General features: G+C 64.6%; 19 protein-coding genes. 3 read left to right on the top strand and 16 right to left on the bottom strand.

Annotation, left to right across the window (positions count from 1 at the left end):
• Window positions 1–5: 5 nt before the first annotated feature.
• Window positions 6–1,214: a deoxyguanosinetriphosphate triphosphohydrolase gene (locus IVB27_RS30655; RefSeq protein WP_247446603.1), complete on the bottom strand. Its 1,209-nt coding sequence runs from the start codon at window positions 1,212–1,214 to the stop codon at window positions 6–8.
• A 149-nt stretch (window positions 1,215–1,363) separates the two neighbouring features.
• On the opposite strand from IVB27_RS30655, the gene erpA reads away from it, so the two are divergent.
• On the top strand, window positions 1,364–1,693 hold the full coding sequence (erpA, locus tag IVB27_RS30650) for an iron-sulfur cluster insertion protein ErpA (protein WP_007610737.1): 330 nt from the start codon (window positions 1,364–1,366) through the stop codon (window positions 1,691–1,693).
• A gap of 9 nt (window positions 1,694–1,702) precedes the next feature.
• Here erpA and IVB27_RS30645 read toward each other — a convergent pair whose 3' ends face one another.
• The gene (locus IVB27_RS30645) at window positions 1,703–4,033 is read right to left on the bottom strand and encodes a hybrid sensor histidine kinase/response regulator (RefSeq protein ID WP_247446602.1); all 2,331 of its coding nucleotides are present in this window, start codon (window positions 4,031–4,033) and stop codon (window positions 1,703–1,705) included.
• Window positions 4,034–4,167: 134 nt separating this feature from the next.
• Here IVB27_RS30645 and xth point away from each other — a divergent pair, with 134 nt between their 5' ends.
• Complete coding sequence (gene xth, locus IVB27_RS30640) at window positions 4,168–4,965, top strand: exodeoxyribonuclease III (protein ID WP_247446601.1); 798 nt, start codon at window positions 4,168–4,170, stop codon at window positions 4,963–4,965.
• Between the two features lie 15 nt (window positions 4,966–4,980).
• On the opposite strand, the gene IVB27_RS30635 is transcribed toward xth, so the two are convergent.
• From IVB27_RS30635 to IVB27_RS30605, 7 genes are all read right to left on the bottom strand, one after another.
• On the bottom strand, window positions 4,981–5,805 hold the full coding sequence (locus tag IVB27_RS30635) for a tetratricopeptide repeat protein (protein ID WP_247446600.1): 825 nt from the start codon (window positions 5,803–5,805) through the stop codon (window positions 4,981–4,983).
• Window positions 5,792–7,516 (bottom strand): dihydroxy-acid dehydratase, encoded by a 1,725-nt coding sequence (gene ilvD / locus IVB27_RS30630; RefSeq protein ID WP_247446599.1) that lies wholly within the window; start codon window positions 7,514–7,516, stop codon window positions 5,792–5,794. The genes IVB27_RS30635 and ilvD overlap by 14 nt, the downstream gene beginning before the upstream one ends.
• Before the next feature lie 1,425 nt (window positions 7,517–8,941).
• Complete coding sequence (locus IVB27_RS30625; protein ID WP_247446598.1) at window positions 8,942–9,355, bottom strand: MerR family DNA-binding protein; 414 nt, start codon at window positions 9,353–9,355, stop codon at window positions 8,942–8,944.
• The gene (locus tag IVB27_RS30620) at window positions 9,336–9,914 is read right to left on the bottom strand and encodes a hypothetical protein (RefSeq protein WP_247446597.1); all 579 of its coding nucleotides are present in this window, start codon (window positions 9,912–9,914) and stop codon (window positions 9,336–9,338) included. The genes IVB27_RS30625 and IVB27_RS30620 overlap by 20 nt, the downstream gene beginning before the upstream one ends.
• A 275-nt stretch (window positions 9,915–10,189) precedes the next feature.
• Window positions 10,190–10,402, bottom strand: a complete 213-nt coding sequence (locus IVB27_RS30615) for a hypothetical protein (RefSeq protein WP_247446596.1) — start codon at window positions 10,400–10,402, stop codon at window positions 10,190–10,192.
• Between the two features lie 153 nt (window positions 10,403–10,555).
• The gene (locus tag IVB27_RS30610; RefSeq protein ID WP_247349180.1) at window positions 10,556–10,732 is read right to left on the bottom strand and encodes a hypothetical protein; all 177 of its coding nucleotides are present in this window, start codon (window positions 10,730–10,732) and stop codon (window positions 10,556–10,558) included.
• Between the two features lie 103 nt (window positions 10,733–10,835).
• Complete coding sequence (locus tag IVB27_RS30605; protein WP_247446595.1) at window positions 10,836–12,572, bottom strand: adenylate/guanylate cyclase domain-containing protein; 1,737 nt, start codon at window positions 12,570–12,572, stop codon at window positions 10,836–10,838.
• Between the two features lie 318 nt (window positions 12,573–12,890).
• Between IVB27_RS30605 and IVB27_RS30600 the strand changes: the two genes are divergently transcribed.
• Window positions 12,891–15,080, top strand: coding sequence for a lytic transglycosylase domain-containing protein (locus IVB27_RS30600; RefSeq protein WP_247446594.1), 2,190 nt, complete (start codon window positions 12,891–12,893; stop codon window positions 15,078–15,080).
• A gap of 166 nt (window positions 15,081–15,246) precedes the next feature.
• Here IVB27_RS30600 and IVB27_RS30595 read toward each other — a convergent pair whose 3' ends face one another.
• The 7 genes from IVB27_RS30595 to IVB27_RS30565 all read right to left on the bottom strand — a co-directional run bounded on the left by IVB27_RS30595 (window position 15,247) and on the right by IVB27_RS30565 (window position 22,723).
• The gene (locus IVB27_RS30595; protein ID WP_247349185.1) at window positions 15,247–16,215 is read right to left on the bottom strand and encodes a tripartite tricarboxylate transporter substrate binding protein BugD; all 969 of its coding nucleotides are present in this window, start codon (window positions 16,213–16,215) and stop codon (window positions 15,247–15,249) included.
• Window positions 16,216–16,303: 88 nt separating this feature from the next.
• Entirely contained in the window at window positions 16,304–17,545 is a 1,242-nt protein-coding gene (locus tag IVB27_RS30590) for a threonine synthase (RefSeq protein WP_247446593.1), read from the bottom strand.
• Window positions 17,546–17,590: 45 nt separating this feature from the next.
• Window positions 17,591–19,012, bottom strand: a complete 1,422-nt coding sequence (gene lpdA / locus IVB27_RS30585) for a dihydrolipoyl dehydrogenase (protein ID WP_247446592.1) — start codon at window positions 19,010–19,012, stop codon at window positions 17,591–17,593.
• A gap of 140 nt (window positions 19,013–19,152) precedes the next feature.
• Window positions 19,153–20,508: a pyruvate dehydrogenase complex dihydrolipoamide acetyltransferase gene (locus IVB27_RS30580; protein ID WP_247446591.1), complete on the bottom strand. Its 1,356-nt coding sequence runs from the start codon at window positions 20,506–20,508 to the stop codon at window positions 19,153–19,155.
• Window positions 20,509–20,570: 62 nt separating this feature from the next.
• A complete protein-coding gene (locus IVB27_RS30575) occupies window positions 20,571–21,023 on the bottom strand; it encodes a nucleoside deaminase (protein WP_247446590.1) in 453 nt (150 codons plus the stop codon).
• A 2-nt stretch (window positions 21,024–21,025) separates the two neighbouring features.
• Complete coding sequence (locus IVB27_RS30570) at window positions 21,026–21,328, bottom strand: DUF5076 domain-containing protein (protein WP_247349190.1); 303 nt, start codon at window positions 21,326–21,328, stop codon at window positions 21,026–21,028.
• A 3-nt stretch (window positions 21,329–21,331) separates the two neighbouring features.
• A complete protein-coding gene (locus tag IVB27_RS30565) occupies window positions 21,332–22,723 on the bottom strand; it encodes a pyruvate dehydrogenase complex E1 component subunit beta (protein ID WP_247446589.1) in 1,392 nt (463 codons plus the stop codon).
• Between the last annotated feature and the right edge of the window lie 15 nt (window positions 22,724–22,738).

Here is a 22,738-nt window from a genome sequence, read left to right as displayed (position 1 = left end):
GCCGCCTAACGCAAATCCGGGGTCGAGTCAAAGAGCCGCTGGTGCTCGGTCAGAGCGAAACGGTCGGTCATTCCAGCAATGAAATTGCCGATCCGCCGGGCCCGGTCGCCTTCATTGTCCGCCTCCGCCCCGACCAGCCATTCCGGCGGCAGCTCGCCGGGCGATTTGAGGTATTTGGCGAACAGGTCGAACAGGATCTGTTCCGCCTCGCCCATCACCCGCATGACCCGCTTGTGGCGGTACATGTGCTGATAGAGAAAGCGCTTGATTGCGGCCTCCTCCTCGGCGACCGCGGCGGGGAACGCAATCAGCGCCCGGCTCTGCCGGCGCACGTCTTGGGCGGATTGCGGTTTGACGGCGGCAAGGTTCTTCTGCGCCTCGGCGAATACCGCGCCGATCAGGTGCGAGATCAGCTCGCGCACCAGTTCGGCGCCGCGCCTGACGTCTTCGAGGTCGGGGTAATGCGCGGAGGTCTCGGCGATGATCTCCGCGGTCAACGGCATCACCTTGAGGTCGTCGAGGTGAAACAGGCCGGCGCGCAGGCCGTCGTCGATGTCGTGGGCATCATAGGCGATGTCGTCGGCAATCGCGGCGACCTGTGCTTCGAGCGAGGCGAAGCTCCACAATTCGAGATCGTAGATCTTGATGTAGTCGGCGATGCCGACGGGAATGCCGTGCTCGCGATAATGCCCGACCGGCGCGCCGCTGCGATCGGTCAGCGGACCGTTGTGCTTGACGATGCCCTCCAGCGCCTCCCAGGTCAGGTTGAGCCCGTCGAAATCAGGATAGCGGTGCTCCAGCGCCGCAACGACGCGCAAGGTCTGGGCGTTGTGGTCGAAGCCGCCAAACTCCTTCAGGCAGGCGTCCAGTGCCCGCTCGCCCGCATGCCCGAAGGGCGGATGGCCGAGGTCGTGGGCGAGCGCGAGGGTTTCCGTGAGATCCTCGTCCAGCCCGAGCTGCCGGGCCAGCGCGCGGGCGATCTGCGCCACCTCCAGCGAATGGGTCAGCCGGGTGCGGTAGTGGTCGCCCTCGTGGAACACGAACACCTGGGTCTTGTACTTCAGCCGGCGGAACGCGGTGGAATGGATCACCCGGTCGCAATCCCGCCGGAACGGGCTGCGGGTCTGGCTCGGCGGTTCCGCAACCAACCGGCCGCGGCTGCGCTCGGGATCGCAGGCATAGGGCACGTGGGGGGCAGCCATTCCGACGGACACGGCGAATTTAGTCTCTATCCATTTGATTCTGCGTATGGTGGTACTTAACTATGCCGCACCCGGGATACCAAATGAATTGGGCAAGTGACCTTCAAGTGCCCTTCCTTCAGGTGCCTTTGGTGTGACCGCGGGACTATCGGAGACGAACGATGACGACTGACGTGACCATCAGTGACAAGGCCGCACGCCGGATTGGGGAGATCCTCAAGGGCGAAGGGTCTGGCGCGATGCTGCGGATCTCGGTCGAGGGCGGCGGCTGCTCCGGCTTCCAGTACAAGTTCGACATTGACCGTGCCCGCACCGACGACGATCTCGTGATCGAGCAGGACAATGCGGTGGTGCTGGTCGATTCCGCCTCGCAGCCGTTCCTGGCGGGCTCGCAGGTCGATTTCGTCGACGATCTGATCGGCGCCTCGTTCCGCGTCAACAATCCGAACGCCACCGCGTCCTGCGGCTGCGGGACCAGCTTCTCGATCTGACGTCGCCGGCTATGCGCCGGTGATCTGCCTTTCCTCGTCCGTCCAGTCCGCCTCGACCGGCATCTGCTCCGGCTGAAGCGGTGCGTCCTCCGACACCAATTGGCCGTCCAGCGCGCGCAGCAGTGCCGCGACCAGCGCGGGCTTGCGCAACGGTTTTGCCAGGAAGTCGGACATGCCCGCCTCGCGGCAGATCTTGACGTCTTCGGCGAAGGCGTTGGCGGTCAGCGCGACGATCGGCAGGGCTTCGAAGCGCCCGCCCTGTGCGCGGATCGCACGCGTCGCAGCAAGGCCGTCCATCTCGGGCATGCGCACGTCCATCAGCACGACATCATAGTTGCTCTCGGCAACCGTCTCGACGGCCTCGACGCCGTCGGCCACGACGCGCAGCTCGACGTCGAAGGCGCCGAGCATCTTGCTGACGACCATACGGTTGACGGCATCGTCCTCCGCGACCAGCACCTTCAACGGCCGGTCGAGCTCGGCGATACGCGCCTTCAGATCGTCGGCTTCGTCGCGGTCTGAATGGTGGTCGGATGCCTGCGCCTCGCTCCAGGGCAGCACCAGCGTGAAGCGGAAGGTCGAGCCCTCACCCGGCGTCGAGGTGACGCCGATGGTGCCGCCCATCTGCTCGATGATGCGCCGGGAGATCGCCAGGCCCAGCCCGGTGCCGCCGAAGCGGCGGCTGATCGAGGCATCGGCCTGCGCAAAGTCAGAGAAGAGCTGGCCGAGCTTTCCGGGGGCGATGCCGATGCCGCTGTCGGTCACGCTCCATTCGACAGTGGCGAGCAGATCGCGGCGCGCCTGACAGACTGCTGCGATCGTGACTTCGCCTTGGTCGGTGAATTTCACCGCGTTTGAAGCGAGGTTGAGCAGCACCTGCCTGATGCGCGCGACGTCGCCGCGCAACGTCGGCGGCAGGTTCGGATCAAGCTCGACCTTGACCGTGAGCCCCTTGCTCTTGGCGCTCGCGCGCACGACGGTCGCGACTGTCTCGACCAGCGCCTGCGGCGCGAAGTCGATCGCCTCGAACGCGAAGCGTCCGGCCTCGAGCTTGGACAGATCGAGGATGTCGTTGAGGATGCGCTGGAGATTGTCGCCGGATTCGCGGATCGACGTGACCGCCTCGTGCTGCTCCGGATCGAGCTTCGTCTCCAGCAACATGCTGGCGAGCCCGAGCACACCATTCATGGGCGTGCGGATCTCATGGCTCATCACCGCCAGGAAATCCGATTTGGCGCGGCTCTCGGCCTCGGCCTTTTCCGCGCGCCAGCGCTCGGTCACGTCGCGGCCGAAGCCGCGATAGCCGAGGAATTGGCCGTCGCGGTCGTGGGCTGGATTCGCAGTAAGCGACCACAGCCGCGCCTCGCCGCCGGCAACGACCTTGAGGTTCATCTCGTGCAGCGGTTCGGCGTGCTCCATCAGTCCGACGACGTTGTAGGCCGCGCTTTTGTCCTCCGGGCACAGCATGTCGAGCACGTCGGCGAAATGCGAGCCCTTCAGCAGCTGCAGCGGCAGCTGCGCGACGGCGGCGAAGCGCTCGGGCACGTCGACCAGATGCCCTTCGGCATCGGTCTGCCACAGCCAGTCGCTGGCGTTCTCCTGAAAATCCTTCAGCAGCAGCGAAATGATCTCGGTCTGGCGCTCGAGCTCGAGCTGGGCCTTGAGATTGCCGAGAAACAGATTGCCTTGTGAGACGATGTTGCGCGCCATGAAGAACGCGAACAGCAGCAGGAACACCGCCGTCACCAGGTAAGGCCCGGTGCCGCACAACAGCAGTGCGCCGGCGCAGGCGATCGTTGTCGTCGCGAGATAGACGAGGCCGGCGCGCGGGAAGGTCGAGAGCGTGAAGGCGCCGCCGGACATCATGCCGACCATCAGGCAGGCCAGGACGAGCTGGCTGGTCGGCTCGATGCGGCTGAAGAGGGCGAGCGGCAGCGTGCCCCAGATCACGGCCAGGAAAAATGCCTGCCGCAGCATCTGCCGCGCGGCGCGCGCGGTAGCCTCTTGCGGCGGGTTCCGATGCGAACGCCGCCACGCGCGCACCGCGAGCGAGGCGGTGGCGGCGAGGGTCATGCCCCAGATTGCGAGGAAATCGTTCCAGCCCCGGCCCCAGAACAGCACCAGCACGACCGCAACATTGAGCATGGTGACGGCCATCGTCATCGGGATCAGCCGGGTCACCGCGTCGATCTGCTTGGCGCGGATGCGGCGCAGCTCGCGCTCGCTGAGATCGGCAGTCAGGCCGTCCTCGATCTCGAAGCCGCCGAGCCAGTACAGGAACGCGCCGATCAGGCCGTCGCGCGGCTCGGTTCGCTTCATGGATTTGTCCGGCCATCCCATTCGAAAAACCTTTTCAGTATCAATGGCCCAGGCCCGGCTTAAGCCGGGTTAATTTTGTGGGAGATTTTGCGGGCGCCTTGACGGGCGCGTTTGCAGTTTGTTCTAACCATGGCCCCTGCCCGGAGCCCGCCGACATGCCCATCAGAATTGCCACCTGGAACGTGAACTCGGTCCGGCAGCGGATCGACCTCCTCCTGACCTGGCTGAAGGAGTGCCAGCCGGACATCGTCTGCCTCCAGGAGATCAAATGCGTCGACGAGGCCTTCCCGCGGCTGGAGATCGAGGCGCTCGGCTACAACGTGGTCACCCATGGGCAGAAGACGTTCAACGGTGTCGCCCTGCTCTCGAAGCTCCGGTTCGACGAGACCAAGTCAGGGCTGACCGGCGACGACGAGGATGCGCACGCCCGCTTCCTCGAAGGCGTGGTCACTCTGAAGCGTGGGGTGCTGCGCGTCGCCTGCCTCTATCTGCCCAATGGCAATCCGGTCGGGACCGAGAAATATCCCTACAAGCTCAAATGGATGTCGCGGCTTCTTGAGTATTCGAAGGAGCGCCTCAAGTCCGAGGAGCCACTGGTCCTCGCAGGCGACTTCAACGTCATCCCGCATGTCCGCGACGTCCATAACCCCGCCGCCTGGACCGAGGACGCCCTGTTCAAGCCTGAGACGCGGGAGAGTTTTCAGTCCCTGCTCGGCCTCGGCCTGACCGATGCGCTGCGGGCGGTCACTGACGAGCCCGGGCTCTACACCTTCTGGGACTACCAGGCCGGCGCCTGGCAGAAGAACCATGGCCTGCGGATCGACCATCTGCTGCTGTCGCCACAGGCCAGCGACCGGCTCGCCAATGTCGGCATCGACAGCTATGTGCGCAGCTGGGAGAAGCCGTCGGACCACGTGCCGGTGTGGGCGGATCTGGATCTCGAGGCGGCGTGAGGCCGCCTCAACCAATCACTCCCGGCGGCCCTGCACCCACTGCTCCAGCATTTGCAGGCACATGGCGCGGTCGTCGTCGGACGATTTTGCGAAGGCGCGGTTGTAGTTTTCCTTGATCCAGGTCTCGTCGCTACCTGCGCTGTCACGCGCCAGCGTCAGCCACATCAGGCCCCGCGCGGCCTGCCGCGGCAGGCGGTCGCCGTTGAACAGCATCTGACCGAGCAGCGCCTGGGCCTCGTGCTGGCCCTTCTGCGCGGCGAGCCCAAGCCAGCGCGCGCCGTAGCGGAAATCCTCGCGCGAGGCGTCCGGTGTCTTCAGGTACAGGCGGGCGAGGTCGTATTGCGCATCCGCGTTGCCGAAATAGGACGCGGCATAGGAGAACATCTCCCGCGCGCGCTCCTGGTCCGGCTTGACCTTCGAATTCGGGATGCCGCTCAGATAATAGCGACCGAGCGCGACAAAGGCGTTGGCGACAATCTGCGCCTGCGGCGCCGAGGGGCTGTCCTCGGCATGTGCGTTGGCGATGCGGCTGAAATACTCGAACGCGCGCACATCGTCCTGGGCAACGCCGTCGCCATTGGCGTACATGCGGCCGAGCCTCCACTGCGCGATGGGGTGGCCACCCTCGGCGGCATATTGCAGGGCGCTGAGCGAGGTTTCCTGGGTCGCGACCGCCGGCGGCACATTGCGCACCTTGCCCGCTGCGCCCGGCAAGGTCGTCACCACCGGGATGGTCGCATCCTTCGGGCTGACGGGCGCGCCGTCGAAGGCGAGCGCCGGCGCGCCTAGCGCGGTAGCCCCAAACACAAACGCAACTATGATACGCCTAGATGTCCGCATAGCACTGTTTCTCGTGCGCGCCGCCCGGATGGGTCACTGCCCCCCCGACCGCCGGTCCAACCTGCTGAGCATATTTCCAGAGCGCGCCCGTCGTGTGGTTAGTCGCGCGAGCGCTCCATTTGGTCTTGCGCTGGGCAAGCTCCTGGTCGCTCAATTTTACGTCAAGTGTCCCGGCGACCGCGTCGATCTCGATGATGTCGCCGTCCTCGAGCAGCCCGATCGGGCCGCCGATGGCGGCTTCAGGCCCGACATGGCCGATGCAGAAGCCGCGGGTGGCGCCGGAAAAGCGGCCGTCGGTGATGAGCGCGATCTTGCCGCCCATGCCCTGGCCGGTCAGCGCCGCGGTGGTCTGGAGCATTTCCCGCATGCCGGGACCGCCCTTCGGCCCCTCGTAGCGGATCACGATGACTTCGCCTTCGCGGTAGGTACGCTTCTGGACGGCCCCGAAAGCATCCTCCTCACGGTCGAAGCACCTGGCCGGACCGGTAAACCTGAGGTTGGACATTCCCGCGACTTTCACGATCGCACCTTCTGGCGCCAAATTGCCCTTCAGACCGACCACACCGCCGGTGACGGTGATGGGCTTATCTGCCGGGTGCACCACGTCCTGGTGCGGATTCCATTTCACGCTTTTGAGATTTTCGGCGATCGTTCGACCGGTAACCGTAATGCAGTCACCGTGGAGAAATCCGTTGTCGAGCAGCGTCTTCATCAGAAGCGGTATGCCACCTACTTCAAACATGTCTTTGGCGACATAACGGCCGCCTGGCTTCAAATCAGCGACATATGGTGTCTTTTTGAAGATTTCGGCGACGTCGAACAGGTCGAACTTGATGCCGCACTCGTGCGCGATCGCCGGCAGGTGCAATGCAGCATTGGTCGAGCCACCGGACGCGGCGACCACGGCGGCCGCATTCTCCAGCGCCTTGCGGGTGACGATGTCGCGCGGCCGGATGTTTTGAGCGATCAAGGCCATGACCTGCTCGCCCGCGGTCATGCAGAAGGCGTCGCGAATTTCATACGGTGCCGGAGCACCAGCCGAGTACGGCAGCGCCAGGCCGATCGCCTCGGAGACGGTCGCCATCGTGTTGGCGGTGAACTGCGCGCCGCAGGCACCCGCCGAGGGGCACGCCACGCGCTCGATCTCGTCGAGATCCTCGTCCGACATCGCTCCGACCGAGTGCTTGCCGACGGCTTCGAACATGTCCTGCACGGTGACCTGCTGGCCCCGGAAATTGCCGGGCAGGATCGAGCCGCCGTAGATGAAGATCGAGGGCACGTTGAGGCGGACCATCGCCATCATCATGCCCGGCAACGACTTGTCGCAGCCGGCGAGGCCAACGAGAGCGTCATAGGCGTGGCCGCGGATCGTCAGCTCGACGGAATCGGCGATGCATTCGCGGGACGGCAGCGAGGAGCGCATGCCGTCATGGCCCATGGCGATGCCGTCGGTCACGGTGATGGTGCAGAACTCGCGCGGCGTGCCGCCTGCGGATGCGACGCCCTTCTTCACCGCCTGCGCCTGGCGCATCAGGGAGATGTTGCAGGGCGCGGCCTCATTCCAGCACGAGGCGACGCCGACGAACGGCTGATGGATCTGCTCGGTGGTGAGACCCATGGCGTAGAGGTAGGAGCGATGGGGCGCGCGCGCAGGGCCTTCCGTCACGTGACGGCTCGGCAGCCTCTGCTTGATGTCGGTCTTTGCGTCCATCGCAAACCAGTTTCCCCGGCCAACCCTTTCAGACCCGAAAAATCAGAGCCAAGATTTGAATCGACCTTGGGATTTCCCGTCGCCTTTCAGGACCACCGCTGCCGCTAAAACATTAGAGCGATTTTATTCAAGTCCAGGTGTGGCCAAAAAGCGGCGTTGATGCGAACGGACAGAGATGAGGGTTAGATCCGGGATGAGTGTTGCATGGACGGCACAATCGTCACCCGAAGGACACGGAAAAAGCCTACAGTGATACCCTCGCTGGAAAGGTAAGCCACAACCTCAGATTTTGCGGCGGTGGCGCGCGCGCTCACTTCGGCAAGATGACGGCGCGCAGCTGGGGTGAGTCGGCGCCTTCATCACCACTCACGTGTCCCGGAAGCGCTGCGCCGCATCCTGGGTAGGAGATCAGAATCTTTCCGCGGAGAGATTCTGGATTGCTTCCGCCTTCGCTAAAGCTTCGGCGGACAAGTCGCTGCGCTCGCGATGACGGAGCAAGGGGCATCGTCGGTGCTCACTCTCGTGTCCCGGACAAGCTGCAACGCCTCTTAGCGTTGCGGCGCAGAGCCGGGACCCAGAAGCTGCGAATTCTCTGCAGCATGGGCCCCGGCTCTGCAGCGCAACGCAAGGCGCTGCGCGGCGTCCGGGGCACGAGAGCGGTTCTTCTTCGCATTCATCTTTGCCTTCCAGTCACACCTTCGCAGCCTCGCGGCGCAATTCGCCCGAGCTTTGCTTGATCTCTCCACCCTCTTGTCCAGGAGGGCGCAGGGAAGGCCGGGTGCCGGCTGGCACCCGCGGTCCGCTGCGCGAAGATGTAGCGCAAGGAAACCGCACAGCAGCATACAGGTGTAGCCAAATCACTCGGCCTTCCCTGCGCAGTGGCTTTACGGCGTATGCCGTGCTCTCCCGGGAGCCGAGTTCCTTTTGGCCTCCCTCGTCTTCACGAAAGTCGCGACGCCGCGCCGGTTGACGCGAATGCCGCATCCGCAAAGGCTTGACCGTAGCAACGACGGCCAGGACCACACGGTTTTGCCGTACGCACGGCTCGCTGCTCACCGCATTATCTCCCGGCGTTGTCGACATTGCCGGAAGAATACTGGCGAGACGAACCTGACAGCGCCGCTCGTCGGCACGAAGTTCTGGGCTCACGAAGAGCAATCCGCCCTGCCCACGCCTCTCGCACCCGACGCTGTCGCGTCCACCGCAAGCCCGGCTCTACGACCATCACGACACATGGTCGCCCCTCAAGGGTGAGCCGGGATGGACGACACATACGTCAATTCCGAATTTCGGTAAAGTGGAATTTTTTAGATGCGCCGGCTTGACAGAGGGGCGAAACAGCAAGGTCCGGTGGAGCGCAAGCGTGATCCGGCAAGTGCCCGATGACGGGCGAGCGGCCCCGGATTGCGCTTTCGCTCCATCGGGTTACAAGACCCCGCATCCCGGCTGCGGGATCACGCAATCCGGCGCGGCACTCCCGCAGCACGTCGCCTCGCAGCCGCTGACCAGCGCAGCTAACGTCATCTCCAGCGCGCGCAGCTCCGCAATTCTCTTCCTGATCGACCCGAGGTGCTTCTCCGCAAAAGCCTTGGTGTCGCTACAGGGCAGCCGCCGCTGAACCGATGCGAGGATGTCGCGCGTCTCGTCGATCGAGAAGTCGAGCTCGCGGCAATGCCTGACGAGACTGAGCGCCCTGAGGTCGTCGCTGCCGTAGATGCGCTGGCCTCCTTGCCGCGCCGGCGCCGTCAGAAGACCGATGCTCTCGTAGTAGCGGATCGCAGGGACAGAAATGCCGACGGCTTTGGCGAGGACGCGGCGCTTAGGCGTTCCGCGTCGCACGGCCGAACGGATCGACCAGGCGGAGGATCTCACAGGCGGCAACGAGGCCGGCGAGCCAGACGGCGCTGGTCAACCCAATGCGCGTGACGATGACAGAGGTGAAAGCGCCCTCTCCGCCGAGGAACGGCGTCGCGGCAAACAGCGTGAACTCGTAGGCCACGTAGGCGACCACGAGCGCGATCGCCAGCATCAGCGGCGTGCGGCCTTGCGGCAGCATGCGAAGCACGGCCGACGCCCCGGCGGTCGATAGAAGCGCGGCCGCGCCGATGACAAAGCCCCAGGCGATGGTGCTGGCGTCAACGGGGTAGTGCAGCACGCCGAAACCGATGGTCTGGTTCACCAGCCACGCGCCGGTAACGACGAGCAGCGCCGGACCCAGCGGCAGCATCGCGGCGGCGACAACCGCAAAAGCCGCAAACGGCGTGGCGCAGGCGAACGCAAAGCTAGCAAGCGCGCATGACACGGTCAGCAGCGCGAAGCCGAACATCGGCGCAAGTCGCGGCGCGACCGGGTGAAGGCGGAAACGGTCTGCGTGGGGCGGCAGGAACTGATCGGCCATGAATGAACTCCTGGCGGCGATCCTAGCACATTTGCACTGGTTGGATCCTCCTCCCGCTGCAATTCCCAACTTCCTGATGAGGAAGGCCGAACGGCGAGCTACGCTCGCCCTCTTGTCCTCGCCTCTTGTCCCTAAACGGGCGGGCTACGCCCGTCCTCTTGGGCGCTGGGCCTGAGCCCAGGCCGCGGTGACGTCGCGGGACCCAAGTGAATCGTTCCGGTGCCAAAACACCTTCAAGGTCACGGCGGCCTCTTAAATCCAGGAAGCCGAGCAGCTCAGCGCGCACCCTTGAGGGTGCAAGAGGTGCTGCAAGTGACCGTGTTGCCGTGGTCGCACGCCTTGCAGGCGGCAACGCACTGGTTCATGTCGCGGGAATTGTAGGAGGTGTAGTTCCGCATTGCGCAGACCGGGGTCGAGCCGGTGATGTCCTGCTCCTGATTGCAGGCTGCCGTCATGAGCGCAAGGATCATCATCGCAAGGAGCCGCATGGGATCGCCCTGTGAGGCACGACAAAACAATGTTTACAAGGCGCGCTGCATCGCAACGTGCCCCGGCATTCCCACAGCGGAGAAGCACAGCAAGCGTCCCCGCATCGACATGTAGGATGCGCGCCAAGTGTTAAGAACGGATTGCAGCCGGCGTCAGGCCGCAGCCTTGGTCGCGATCGCCTGACGCATATCCAGCGCCAACTGGCGATACTGCTCCGAAAGCTTCAGATAAAATTCCCGCTTGGTGCGGTCGGTGGCGAGCTTGGCGATCAACTCGCATTCCGCGGTGAGCGTCTCGAACCGCTCCAGCCTGTCCTCAAGTTCAGTCATCGGCGTATCCCCATCAAACGCCTCAAGGACATCAAACCTAAGCCCGGGAAATAGGTCACGGCGAACATCGTTATCGAGTAGAAACAATTTTTCCCGCGGCCGGCTATTTCTGCTGCAGCCGCCAGGCGCCGTTCCAGCTCTCGTCCGGCGGATTGACCTCGAACTGCGTCAGGCGGGCGAGCAGAGCGCGCGCGGGGCCATCGCCGGGGACGGCTTCGAGCGCCGCGTTGAAGGCGGCACGCGCCTCGTCGAAGCGCCGGGCGCGATAGGCGGCGAGGCCTTCGGCGTAGTGCGAACGCAGGCTCTCATGCGCGGCAGTGAGCGCGCCTGCGCGGCCCATCACCTCGAAGACCGATTGCGGCGCGCTCTGGCCGGCGACTGCAAGACGATCGACCTCGCGCAGCTCGAGATGCGAGCCGATCGCATCCGCCGTCGCCTGCGAGATCAGGATGCGGGTGCCATAGGTCTTGTTGACGGCCTCCAAGCGCGAGGCAAGGTTCACGGCATCGCCCATCACGGTAAAGCTCATCATCAGCTCGGAGCCGATGCTGCCGGTCAGGACTTCGCCGGTGGCGATGCCGATGCGCAGATCGCAAAGCCCGGGCATGGCGCGGATGCCGAGCAGATCCGGCAATTGCTGCTGCAGCGCCGGCACCTGATCGACCATGTCGATGGCAGCAAGGCCTGCGAGCAGCGCCGGCTCGTCCTCCTCGATGAAAGGTGGGCCCCAATAGGCCATGATGGCGTCGCCGATATATTTGTCGATGATGCCGCGGTTGCTCCTGATCGGGCCGGACATCACCGTGAAATAGTGGTTCATCACCTTGACCAGGCCGCGCGGGGTCATGCCTTCGCTCATCGAGGTGAAGCCGCTCATGTCGCAGAACATGATGGTCATGACCCGGCGCTGGCCGTCGATGGCGACTTCCGGCCGGTCGATCAGGCCCTGCACCACCTTGGGATCGATGTAGCGGCCAAAGGTCTCGCGGATGCGCTCGTTGTGCCGCAACTGCTCGATCATGCGGTTGAAGGCGGCGGCGAGCTCGCCGATCTCGTCCTGGGTCGAGACAGTGATGGTCTTGTCGAACCGGCCCGCCTCGACCTCGCGGGTGCCAGCCAGCAACAGCCGCACCGGACGCGTGATGCCGCTACTGACCAGCAGCGCAAAAGCGAATCCGACGATCGCCGCGAGCAAGGTCACGATGCCCGAAATGATCATCGCCTGACGCTGACGACCGATCACCTGCGATGTGCTGGCAAATACCTGCTTCAGCATGTCGGCGCGGATCGCATCGATCTGCTGATTGAACTGATCGCGCAACAGATCGAGATGTTCCAGCGTGCCGCGCGCTTCCGTCATCTGTTTGCCATCGACCTGCTTAAGGAGTTTTGCGTGGTCCTCGTTCAGGTCACGGCGCAGCTCGGCGACGGCGGTCTCGATGCGGGTCTCGATCCGCGCCAGCGCGGCATTATCGGAGGCCGTTCTGGGATCGTCGATAATCGCGTTGATGAGCTTGCGCGCGCTTTCGGCCTCCTCCTCGATCCTGCGGTCGGTTTCCTCGAAGTCGCGAAGGCGCGCCGCATAGGCCTCTTCGTCCGACGGCGACTGCATCTTGGTCATGACCATGCGCCGCAATGCCAGTGCCCGTTCCAGCGAGCGGATGTTGGCGCGTGCCAGATGGCCATAGGCCGGGATGTAGCGATCGGTCAGCTCGTTGAGCAGGACACCGACCTGGCTCGACATCACCATCGACAGGATCGAGGTGACCAGCATCAGGACGATCAATCCGAGGGCGATGCCGACGATCTTGCGCCGGATCGACTGGTTGAAAAGTGGCATGGGTACGGAGCAAAGGCTGAAAGGATGGCTTGAGGGAACTCAGTACACCGGATTTGACGGGGGAACACGCGCAATCTGGCCATTCGCGACGCCGTGAGCTGTGCGCAACCGTCACGCGAACCCCGAGAAGGTTAAAAATGCGGCCTTTTCCGGCGTTTCGGAAGTTCCCGCGTTCCCGATCCGTATTTTGCCGCATTGTTGAACGAGCGTGAGGAATGCGAAACGATGTGGTGGCATCGTTTTGGTGTCGTCCTTGATTCTCAAGCCGCATGTCGTCGCGGACCTTGGTTTGTAGTGGTTTCGCGGGGGGACCATCGAATGAACCAGTGCCTACGCTCGCTCGCGTGTGTCGTTGCCGTGGCCGCTTTGGCCTTCATTCCTAATGAGCTGGCAGCGAAGAGCAGTCACAAATCGTCCGCGCCGAAGAAGACGCATGAAGCGAAAGCCGGCAAGCAGCGCCATGCCTCCGCCGGCAAAGCGCGGCACGGCAAGCATGCCGAGGCCAAGCGCAAGTCCAAGAAGTCCGACGACGAGCCCTCGGACAAGCAGGCAGTCCCGCCGCTGACCGGCGATCTCGCCGCGTTGAAGGACGCCATCGACCTCGCGCGAAAGGGCAAGACCGACGATGCGAGCGCGGCGCGCGACCGCATCATTGACCCCGCCGGACAGAAACTCGCCGACTGGTTCATGCTGCGCCATTCCGAGAGCACCGCGAATTTCAAGCGCTACGCCGCCTTCCTGGCCGCCAATCCGGCCTGGCCGAGCAGCGCCCTGCTCCGCCGCCGTGCCGAGGCCCGGCTGTGGCAGGAGAAGGCCGACGCGGCGACGGTGCACAAATTCACGATGGACCGGCCGACCAGCGCCAAGGGCAAGTTCGCGCTCGCCCGCGTGCTGGTGACGGAGGGCGACAGCGACAGGGCCGCACGTCTGGTGCGTGAGGCCTGGCGCACGGATGAATTGTCCGAGCGCAGCGAAGAGGATTCCTACGAAGCGTTCCGCGATCTCCTGACCGCTGAGGACCATCGCGCCCGCATGGACAAGCGTCTCGGCGCCAAGGACTACGCAGGAGCGCGGCGCGCCGCCAAGCGGCTCGGCGAGGATGCGCTCGCGATCGTCAAGGCCTGCGCCGCCGTCACCGGCAAGGTCACCAAGGCCAAGGACTATCTCGAGGACGTTCCGGCCGAGGCGCGCCGCGATCTCGGCTATGTGCTGTGCCGCGCGCAATGGCATCTCCAGAACGACCGCATCGACGACGCCGCCGAGGTGATCCTGGCCGCCGCGCCCGATACGATGGCGGCTCAGGACACCGACGCCTGGTGGCGCGAGCGCCGCCTGCTTGCGCGAAAGCTGCTCGACCAAGGCAAGTTCAAAACCGCCTATGACGTGGTGCGCTCGGCGGCCGTCCCCGCGATGGAAGTCTATCGCGTCGACTATCACTTCATGTGCGGCTGGATCGCGCTGCGCTATCTCGACGATCCCAGGGCGGCGATGATGCATTTCGCCGCGATCGACGAAGGTTCGGCCAATCCGATCGCGCTGTCGCGGGCCAACTATTGGCGCGGCCGCGCCGCCGAGGCGATGAACGCAACGGCCGATGCGCGCCTGAGCTATCAGACGGCGGCGCGCTATCCGACCGCCTATTACGGACAGCTCGCCCGCGCCAAACTCGGCCTTGACCGGATCGAGCTGCGCGCGCCCTCGCCCGTGCTGGCCGCGGCTGATACACCGCCCACGGACGAACGCGTGCGCGCCGCCGACATGCTCTACGGCGTCAATGAGCGCGACATGGTGTATTACTACGCCGAGGATTTCGCCAAGGAGAGCACCGACGTCGCGGCGCTCGAAGCGCTCGGCGAGCTCGCCGGCCGGCACAAAGACGCGCGGGTCATGCTGGAGGTCGGCAAATCAGCGCTGGCGCGCGGGCTTGCGCTCGACCACTACGCCTTCCCCACCATCGGCATTCCCGAGCACAAGCAGGTGGCGCCTGCGATCGAGACCAGCGTGATCTATTCGGTGGCGCGCACCGAAAGCTCGTTCGACCAGCGCGACAAGTCGGCGGCCAACGCAGTCGGGCTGATGCAGGTGACGCCGGAAGCCGGCCGCGATACCGCCAAGCGGTTCGGCGTGACCTATGACTGGGACAAGATGGTCTCCGATCCCGTCTACAACACGCAGATGGGGGCGGCCGAGCTCAGCGCACTTCTCTCGGAATACCGCGGCAACCAGATCATGACCTTCGCCGGCTACAATGCCGGCCGTGGCCGCGTGCGCGAATGGGTGCAGGCACGCGGTGATCCCCGCGATCCCAAGGTCGATCCGGTCGACTGGGTCGAGCGCATCCCGCTGTCGGAGACGCGCAACTACGTCCAGCGCGTGATTGAAAACGTGCTGGTCTATCGCGCCCGGTTCGAGGGCAGCGGCATGGTCGCCGGCAAGAGCGATCAGCGCGTGGTGACCAAGGATGCGGCGGCCGTGGCGACGCCGGTGGGATTTACGGGAACGGAGTGAAATCCGTTTGCATCCGCTCTATCCCCTCATCCTGAGGAGCCTGCGAAGCAGGCGTCTCGAAGGGTGAAGACCCCGCTCTCGGTTGCGGCGCATCCTTCGAGACGGCCGCGATGCCTCCTCAGGATGAGGTCTGTGGGTGTTGCGCTCGGAACGCAGACACCGCCCCTCAATCCACCTTGATGTTCGCGGCCTTGATGATCGGCCACCATTTCGCGATCTCGGCTTTCTGACGCGCGCCAAGTGCTTCGGGCGTGAGCTGATCCTGCGGCGTCATCTCCAGGCCCTGACTTTCCAGCTGCTTCTTCACGGCGGGATCGTTCAGCGCTTCCACGGCTGCGGCATTGAGCTTGGTGACGATTGCCTTCGGCGTACCCTTCGGCACCCACAGGCCGGACCACAGCGTCATGCTAAAACCCTTCAGCCCGGCCTCCGCCGTGGTCGGGATGTCGGGTGCCGACGACAGGCGCTTGTCGTCGGTGATGGCGTAGGCGCGAATGGTGCCGGCGCGGACCTGGTTGATGGAGTTGGAGGTCTGGTCGACGATGACGTCGATCTGGCCGGCGATGAGATCGTTCAGGGCGGGCGCGGTGCCGCGATACGGCACGTATTGCAGCTTGATACCGGAGACGCTCTCGAAATAGACCCCGGCGATGTGACTGCCGGACCCCGCGCCGGCCGTGCCCGCGGTTGCCGGCGACGGCCGCGACTTCAGCCATTCAATCAGCTCTTTCAGCGAGGTCGCGGGCACCGCGTTCTTGCTGACGACGATCATCGGGTTGCTCGGCAGCAGCACCACGGGTTCGAGGTCAGTGACGAGATCGTAGTTGAGCTTGTAGACGGCGCCGTTGGCGACGTGGGTGCCGAGATGGCCGAAGGAGATCGTGTAGCCGTCCGGCGGCGATTGCACGGCGCGGCCGACGCCGATCGACCCGCCGGCGCCGGTGACGTTCTCGATCACCAGGGCCTGGCCGAGCGAAGTTCGCATCCGCTCGGCAAGCACCCGTGCCATCGCATCCGACGGCCCGCCGGCGGCGAAGGGAACGATGATGGTGATGGGACGTGAAGGATAATCGTCGGCGCGCGCGGCGCCTCCAACAGCGAGAATAGCAACCAGCGCAGCCCAAGCGGCCTTCATTGTGTTCTCCCAGCGATGACATTGTTATTTTTTTGTCTCTTCCCGCGTACGGGAAGAGGGATCGTTCGCAAAGAGACGAAATGACGCGCTAGAACTGCGAATAGTCGATCGGCTTGTGGCGATCGAGCGTGCGGTCGACCTTCGGCAGCGGGTATTTCAGGCCGGTAGCGCAGTTGAACAGCATCACGCGGTCGGTCTTGCTGACACGGCCGTCGGCGAGGCTCTCCTTGTAGGCGGCGTAGGTCGCGGCGCCTTCGGGGCACAATAGCAGCCCCTCCTCGCGCGCGACCTCGTTCAGCGCCGACGAGATCTTGTCGTCGTCGACCGCGATCGCAAAACCCTTGCTCGCGCGCACCGCGCGCAGGATCAGGAAGTCGCCGATCGCCTGCGGCACGCGGATGCCCGAAGCGATGGTGTGAGCATCCTCCCAGCGCGTCGCATGCTCGGTACCGGCCTCGTAGGCGCGCACCATCGGCGCACAGCCCGACGCCTGCACTGCGACCATGCGCGGGCGCTTGCTATCGATGAAGCCGATCTTCTCGAGCTCGTCGAACGCCTTCCACATGCCGATCAGGCCGGTGCCGCCGCCGGTCGGATAGAAGATCACGTCGGGCACGTCCCAGCCGAGCTGCTCGGCGAGCTCGAGGCCCATCGTCTTCTTGCCTTCGATGCGGTACGGCTCCTTCAAGGTCGAGGTGTCGAACCAGCCGACTTTCGCCTTGCCCTCGCCGACGATCTTGCCGCAATCGTCGATATAGCCGTTGACGCGGTAGACGGTCGCGCCCTGAAGCTCGATCTCGCTCACATTCACCTCCGGCGTATCGGCCGGGCAGAAGATCGTGGTCTTGATGCCGCAGGAGGTCGCATAGGCCGCGAGCGCCGCGCCGGCATTGCCGTTGGTCGGCATCGCCATGTGCTTGATGCCCAGCGCCTTGCCCATCGACACTGCCATGACCAGGCCGCGCGCCTTGAACGAGCCGGTCGGCAGCCGCCCCTCGTCCTTGACGATGATCTCCCCGCCGCCGAGCTTGGCGCCGAGCTTGGGCAGCCGGATCAGCGGCGTCGTGACCTCGCCGAGCGAGACGATGTCCTTGCATTTGCGCACCGGCAGCAGCTCGCGGTAGCGCCACATGTCGGCGGGGCGCTGGGCGAGCGCGTCCTTGGTCAGCGCCTTCTTCACGCCCGCGAGGTCGTAACGCACGAGCAGCGGCTTGCCGGCCTTGGAGAGATTGTGGACCTGATCGGCGGCGTAATGATCGCCTTCCATCGCGCATTCGAGATGGGTGACGAAGCTCGGGCGCTCGATGGTGAGGTTGTCGTTGTCCTGCATGGGCTGGTTTCCTTCTTATTTTGCGAACGGTCTCTTTGGCGGCAGTCAGATATTCAACACCCTGCCATAGGCATCCAGCACGGCTTCCTTCATCATCTCCGACAGCGTCGGATGCGGGAATACCGTGTGCATCAGCTCTTCTTCCGTGGTCTCCAGATTCATGGCGACGACGTAGCCCTGGATCAGCTCGGTGACCTCGGCACCAACCATGTGGGCGCCGAGGAGCTGGCCGGTCTTCTTGTCGAAGATCACCTTGACCAGGCCCTGGTCCTCGCCGAGCGCGATCGCCTTGCCATTACCGACGAAGGGGAAGCGGCCGACGCGGATCTCGCGGCCACCCTCCTTGGCCTTGGCTTCGGTGAGGCCGACGGAGGCCACTTGCGGCTGGCAATAGGTGCAGCCCGGGATCAGGTTCTTGTCCATCGGATGCGGGTGCAGGCCCTTGATCGCCTCGACGCAGATCACGCCTTCATGCTCGGCTTTGTGCGCGAGCATCGGAGGCCCCGCGACGTCGCCGATGGCATAGATGCCGGGGACGTTGGTCTTGCCGTAACCGTCGATCACGATGCAGCCGCGGTCGGTTTTGACGCCGAGCTTTTCCAGACCGAGATTTTCGATGTTGCCGACGACGCCGACTGCCGAGATCACCCGCTCGAACTCGGTCGTGACAGGCTTGCCCTTGCCGTCGTCGATGGTGGCGACGACGCTGTCGGCCTTCTTCTCCAGCTTCGTGACCTTGGTGGAGGACATGATCTTGATGCCCTGCTTCTCGAGGCGCTTGCGGGCAAGGCCTGCGATCTCGGCATCCTCGACGGGCAGGATCTGCGGCAGCACCTCGACCACGGTGACGTCGGAGCCCATGGTGTGGAAGAACGAGGCGAACTCGATGCCGATCGCGCCGGAGCCGACCACCAGCAGCGACTTCGGCATCCGCTCGGGCACCATCGCCTCGAAATAGGTCCAGATCAGCTTCTTGTCGGGCTCGAGCCCCGGCAGCACGCGCGGCCGCGCACCGGTCGCGACGATGATGTGCTTGGCCTGATACGTCCCCTCGCCCAGCGTACCCTTCGGGCCCTCGACGTCGGACTTCTTCACGGTGACTTTCCCGGGCGCGTCGATCGATGCGGCGCCCCAGATCACGCTCACCTTGTTCTTCTTCATAAGGAAGCCGACGCCGTCGTTCAGCCGCTTCGAGACGCCGCGCGAGCGCTGCACCACCGCCTTCGGGTCGAACGACACTTTCTCCGCCGACAGGCCGTAATCCCCGGCGTGCTGCATGTAGTGGTAAATCTCGGCCGAGCGCAGCAGCGCCTTGGTCGGGATGCAGCCCCAGTTCAGGCAGATGCCGCCGAGATAGGATTTTTCGACGATCGCGACCTTGAAGCCGAGCTGGGCGGCGCGGATCGCGGTGACATAGCCGCCGGGACCGGAGCCGATGATGATGATGTCGAAGGATGTATCGGCCATGCTTTGCGTTCGTTCCCGTTCAACCGGCCTCAATGTTCGAGACCGTCATTGCGAGGAGCTCTTGCGACGAAACAATCCAGTCTGCCGGTCACGCCCTGGATTGCTTCGCTTCGCTCGCAATGACGACGCGAATTTTCTCGTCACACCATCATCATGACGGGATTTTCGATCAGTTGCTTGAAGGCACCGATCAGCTCGGCGCCGAGCGCGCCGTCGATGGCGCGGTGATCGCAGGACAAGGTCACGCTCATCATGTTCGCGATCTCGATCTTGCCGCCGCGCACCACAGGCCGCTCCTCGCTGGTGCCGACCGCGAGGATGGTCGCATGCGGCGGATTGATCACGGCGGTGAAGTGGCTGATGCCGAACATGCCGAGGTTGGAGACAGCCGTGGTGCCGCCCTGGTACTCCTCGGGCTTCAGCTTGCGCGAGCGGGCGCGTGTCGCAAAATCCTTCATCTCGTTGGAGATGGTGGAGAGCGTCTTGGTCTCGGCCTTGCGGATGATCGGCGTGATCAGGCCGCCGGGCATCGCCACCGCAACGCCGACGTCGGAATGGTGGTGCTTGACCATGCCGGATTCGGTCCAGCTCACATTGCAGTTCGGGATTTTCTGGAGCGCGACCGCCATCGCCTTGATGACGAAGTCGTTGACCGAGATCTTGTAGAGCGGCTTCTTCTCCTTGTCCTTGGGAGCAGCCGCATTGATCTCCTCGCGTGCGGCAAGCAGCTTGCCGATGTCGCAGTCGATGGTGAGGTAGAAGTGCGGGACGTTCTGGATCGACGCGGTCAGACGCTGCGCAATCGTGCGGCGCATGCCGTCATGCGGGACGACCTCGTAAGAGCCCGGTTCGAACAGCGATAGGATCTGCTTGTCCGACATGGTCGGCGCGATCGAGGGCGCGCCGGACGTCGTCGCCGCTTGTGCCTTGAGGCCCTTGCCGGACTTGGCCTGCTCGACGTCGCGCGCGACGACGCGACCGTGCGGGCCGGTGCCGGTCACCATCGCAACATCGACGCCGGCGTCCTTGGCGAGACGACGCGCCAGCGGCGAGGAGAACACGCGGCCGCCATGGCCGTTGCCCTGCGCAGCCGGTGCGGCGGCAGCTTTCGCCGCGGGAGTAGCGGCGGGCGGCGGCGCAGCCTTGGGCGGCGCAGACTTGGGCGCGGCAGGCGCTGGCGCCGGTGCTTCGGCAGCTTTCGGAGGTGCGGCCGACGCGCTGGGCTTGGCGGCACCTGCCGCTTTCACGTCCTCGCCCTCGCCGGCCAGCACCGCGATCACGTCATTGACGGGGACATCCTGCGTGCCCTCGGGCACGAGGATCCTGGCGATCGTGCCCTCGTCGATGGCCTCGACCTCCATGGTCGCCTTGTCGGTCTCGATCTCGGCAATGACGTCGCCGGATTTGACCTTGTCGCCTTCCTTCTTCAGCCATTTGGCGAGGTTGCCCTTCTCCATCGTTGGCGAAAGAGCGGGCATCAGGATGTTGATGGGCATGCTGACCTCACGAAGAACTTCTCAAAATGCCGTCCCCGGAAGCGAGGACGAACAGACCAGGTTTAGTTGCCGATGTCGCCCTGCCACAGGCGCTCATTGGCAGGATTGGAACGCCAATTCTTCATCATGGTGATGGAGCGGTCGTCCGCAAGATCAATCCAGGGGATGCCGAACTTGTCGAGGATGTCCTTGGAGCCCGGGAAGGTGACGGATTCCCCGATCACCACCAGTTGGACCTTGAACAGAGCGAGCGCGCCGGCACACATCGAGCACGGCGACAGCGTCGTGTACATGACGGTGTCGTGGAACGAGATCACGCCGGCTTGGCGCAGGCAGCTCATCTCGCCGTGCAGGATGACGTTCTTTTCCTGCACGCGGTTGTTGTGGCCGCGGGCGATGACCTTGTTGTCGCGGGTCAGCACGGCGCCGATCGGCAGGCCGCCTTGCGCGATCGAGGCTTCCGCCTCGCGGATCGCCTCCAGCATGAAATCGAAATGATAGGATTCGATCGCCACGGTCAGTGTCCCTTCCCGCGCGGCGTCGTGGTGCCGGTGTCGGTGGGACGCTCGATCTCGGCCTGGAACATCTCGATGATCCGGGTCAGCGCATCCTCCTCGGTGTATTCGCTCTCGCGCGCATAGGCGCGCGCGGCGTGACGGGCGAGATCGACGAGCAGCAGGCCCCACATGTCGGGCTCGTCGAAGGCCCGCTGGAACGCCATCGACAACCCGCCGTCCAGCACGAACACGCGCAGAATCTCGACCGCGTCGTCGCGGTCGAGGACGTCGGGTGGCAATGGCTGCTCCTTCGGACCCGCCATGGCCTACCTGTAGCAGACGGCTTTGGCGGCCTCGACCACTTCGGCTGCCGAGGGCAGCGCGAGCTTCTCCAGGTTCGCGGCATAGGGCATCGGCACGTCCTTGCCGGTGACGCGGGCAACCGGCGCATCCAGATAGTCGAAGGCGTTCTCCATGATGCGCGCGGCGATTTCGGCGCCGACGCCGCTCTGGGCCCAGCCCTCTTCCACTGTGACGGCGCGGCCGGTCTTCTTGACGGAATTGATGATGGTCTCGGTGTCCATCGGACGCAGCGTGCGCAGGTCGATCACCTCGGCCTCGATGCCGTCCTTGGCGAGCTCGTCGGCGGCCTTCAGCGCGTAGCTCATGCCGTTCGACCACGAGATGATCGTGACGTGGCTGCCCGAGCGCACGATGCGCGCCTTGCCGATCGGGATCACGAAGTCGTCGAGCTTCGGCACTTCGCCGGTGTGCCCGTAGAGCATCTCGTTCTCGAGAAAGATCACCGGGTTGGGGTCGCGGATCGCAGCCTTGAGCAGGCCCTTGTAATCAGCGGCCGAGAACGGCGCGACGACCTTGAGGCCCGGGACATTGGAATACCAGGACGCATAATCCTGGCTGTGCTGGGCGGCGACGCGGGCAGCGGCGCCGTTGGGCCCGCGGAACACAATCGAGCAGCCCATCTGGCCGCCGGACATGTAGAGCGTCTTGGCCGCGGAGTTGATGATCTGGTCCATCGCCTGCATCGCGAAGTTGAAGGTCATGAACTCGACGATCGGCTTCAGGCCGGTCATCGCGGCACCGACACCAACGCCTGCAAAACCGTGCTCGGTGATCGGCGTGTCGATGACGCGCTTGGCGCCGAATTCCTGCAACAGGCCCTGGGTGACCTTGTAGGCGCCCTGATATTCGGCGACCTCTTCGCCCATCACGAAAACGTCGGGGTCGCGGCGCATCTCTTCGGCCATGGCGTCGCGCAACGCTTCGCGGATGGTCTGCGTCACCATCTCGGTACCGGCGGGCACTTCGGGATCTGGCTCGGCGACGGCCTGCGGCGCGGACGGCGCAGCCTTGGGCGCGGGTGCCTCGGCCTTTGCGCCGGCAGGCGGCGCAGACTCAGCGGCCCTCTGCTGCTGGGCCGGCGCGGGCGCCTTGGCGAGATCGGCGGCACTCTCGCCATCGGCCAGAATCATCGCGATCGGCGTGTTCACGGCAACGTCGGCGGTTCCCTCGGGGATCAGGATCTTGCCGAGCGTACCCTCGTCGGTCGCCTCGACCTCCATGGTCGCTTTATCGGTCTCGATCTCGGCGATGACATCGCCGGACTTGATCGTCTCACCCTCTTTTTTCAGCCATTTGGAAAGGTTGCCCTTCTCCATCGTGGGCGACAACGCGGGCATCAGCACTTGAATTGGCATATCGGCTCCAAAAGA

The sequence above is a fragment of the Bradyrhizobium sp. 197 genome (assembly GCF_023073375.1).
Taxonomy (GTDB): Bacteria; Pseudomonadota; Alphaproteobacteria; order Rhizobiales; family Xanthobacteraceae; genus Bradyrhizobium.
The sequence above is the reverse complement of the archived record's forward strand: the minus strand, read 5'-3'. Positions and strand labels throughout refer to the sequence as shown.

Excerpts from the sequence above, each read along its gene's own strand:
- erpA (WP_007610737.1), top strand. The coding sequence starts at position 1,364 with ATGACGACTGACGTGACCATCAGTGACAAGGCCGCACGCCGGATTGGG.
- IVB27_RS30645 (WP_247446602.1), bottom strand. The coding sequence starts at position 4,033 with ATGGGATGGCCGGACAAATCCATGAAGCGAACCGAGCCGCGCGACGGC.
- xth (WP_247446601.1), top strand. The coding sequence starts at position 4,168 with ATGCCCATCAGAATTGCCACCTGGAACGTGAACTCGGTCCGGCAGCGG.
- IVB27_RS30635 (WP_247446600.1), bottom strand. The coding sequence starts at position 5,805 with ATGCGGACATCTAGGCGTATCATAGTTGCGTTTGTGTTTGGGGCTACC.
- ilvD (WP_247446599.1), bottom strand. The coding sequence starts at position 7,516 with ATGGACGCAAAGACCGACATCAAGCAGAGGCTGCCGAGCCGTCACGTG.
- IVB27_RS30620 (WP_247446597.1), bottom strand. The coding sequence starts at position 9,914 with ATGGCCGATCAGTTCCTGCCGCCCCACGCAGACCGTTTCCGCCTTCAC.
- IVB27_RS30615 (WP_247446596.1), bottom strand. The coding sequence starts at position 10,402 with ATGCGGCTCCTTGCGATGATGATCCTTGCGCTCATGACGGCAGCCTGC.
- IVB27_RS30610 (WP_247349180.1), bottom strand. The coding sequence starts at position 10,732 with ATGACTGAACTTGAGGACAGGCTGGAGCGGTTCGAGACGCTCACCGCG.
- IVB27_RS30605 (WP_247446595.1), bottom strand. The coding sequence starts at position 12,572 with ATGCCACTTTTCAACCAGTCGATCCGGCGCAAGATCGTCGGCATCGCC.
- IVB27_RS30600 (WP_247446594.1), top strand. The coding sequence starts at position 12,891 with ATGAACCAGTGCCTACGCTCGCTCGCGTGTGTCGTTGCCGTGGCCGCT.
- IVB27_RS30595 (WP_247349185.1), bottom strand. The coding sequence starts at position 16,215 with ATGAAGGCCGCTTGGGCTGCGCTGGTTGCTATTCTCGCTGTTGGAGGC.
- IVB27_RS30590 (WP_247446593.1), bottom strand. The coding sequence starts at position 17,545 with ATGCAGGACAACGACAACCTCACCATCGAGCGCCCGAGCTTCGTCACC.
- lpdA (WP_247446592.1), bottom strand. The coding sequence starts at position 19,012 with ATGGCCGATACATCCTTCGACATCATCATCATCGGCTCCGGTCCCGGC.
- IVB27_RS30580 (WP_247446591.1), bottom strand. The coding sequence starts at position 20,508 with ATGCCCATCAACATCCTGATGCCCGCTCTTTCGCCAACGATGGAGAAG.
- IVB27_RS30570 (WP_247349190.1), bottom strand. The coding sequence starts at position 21,328 with ATGGCGGGTCCGAAGGAGCAGCCATTGCCACCCGACGTCCTCGACCGC.
- IVB27_RS30565 (WP_247446589.1), bottom strand. The coding sequence starts at position 22,723 with ATGCCAATTCAAGTGCTGATGCCCGCGTTGTCGCCCACGATGGAGAAG.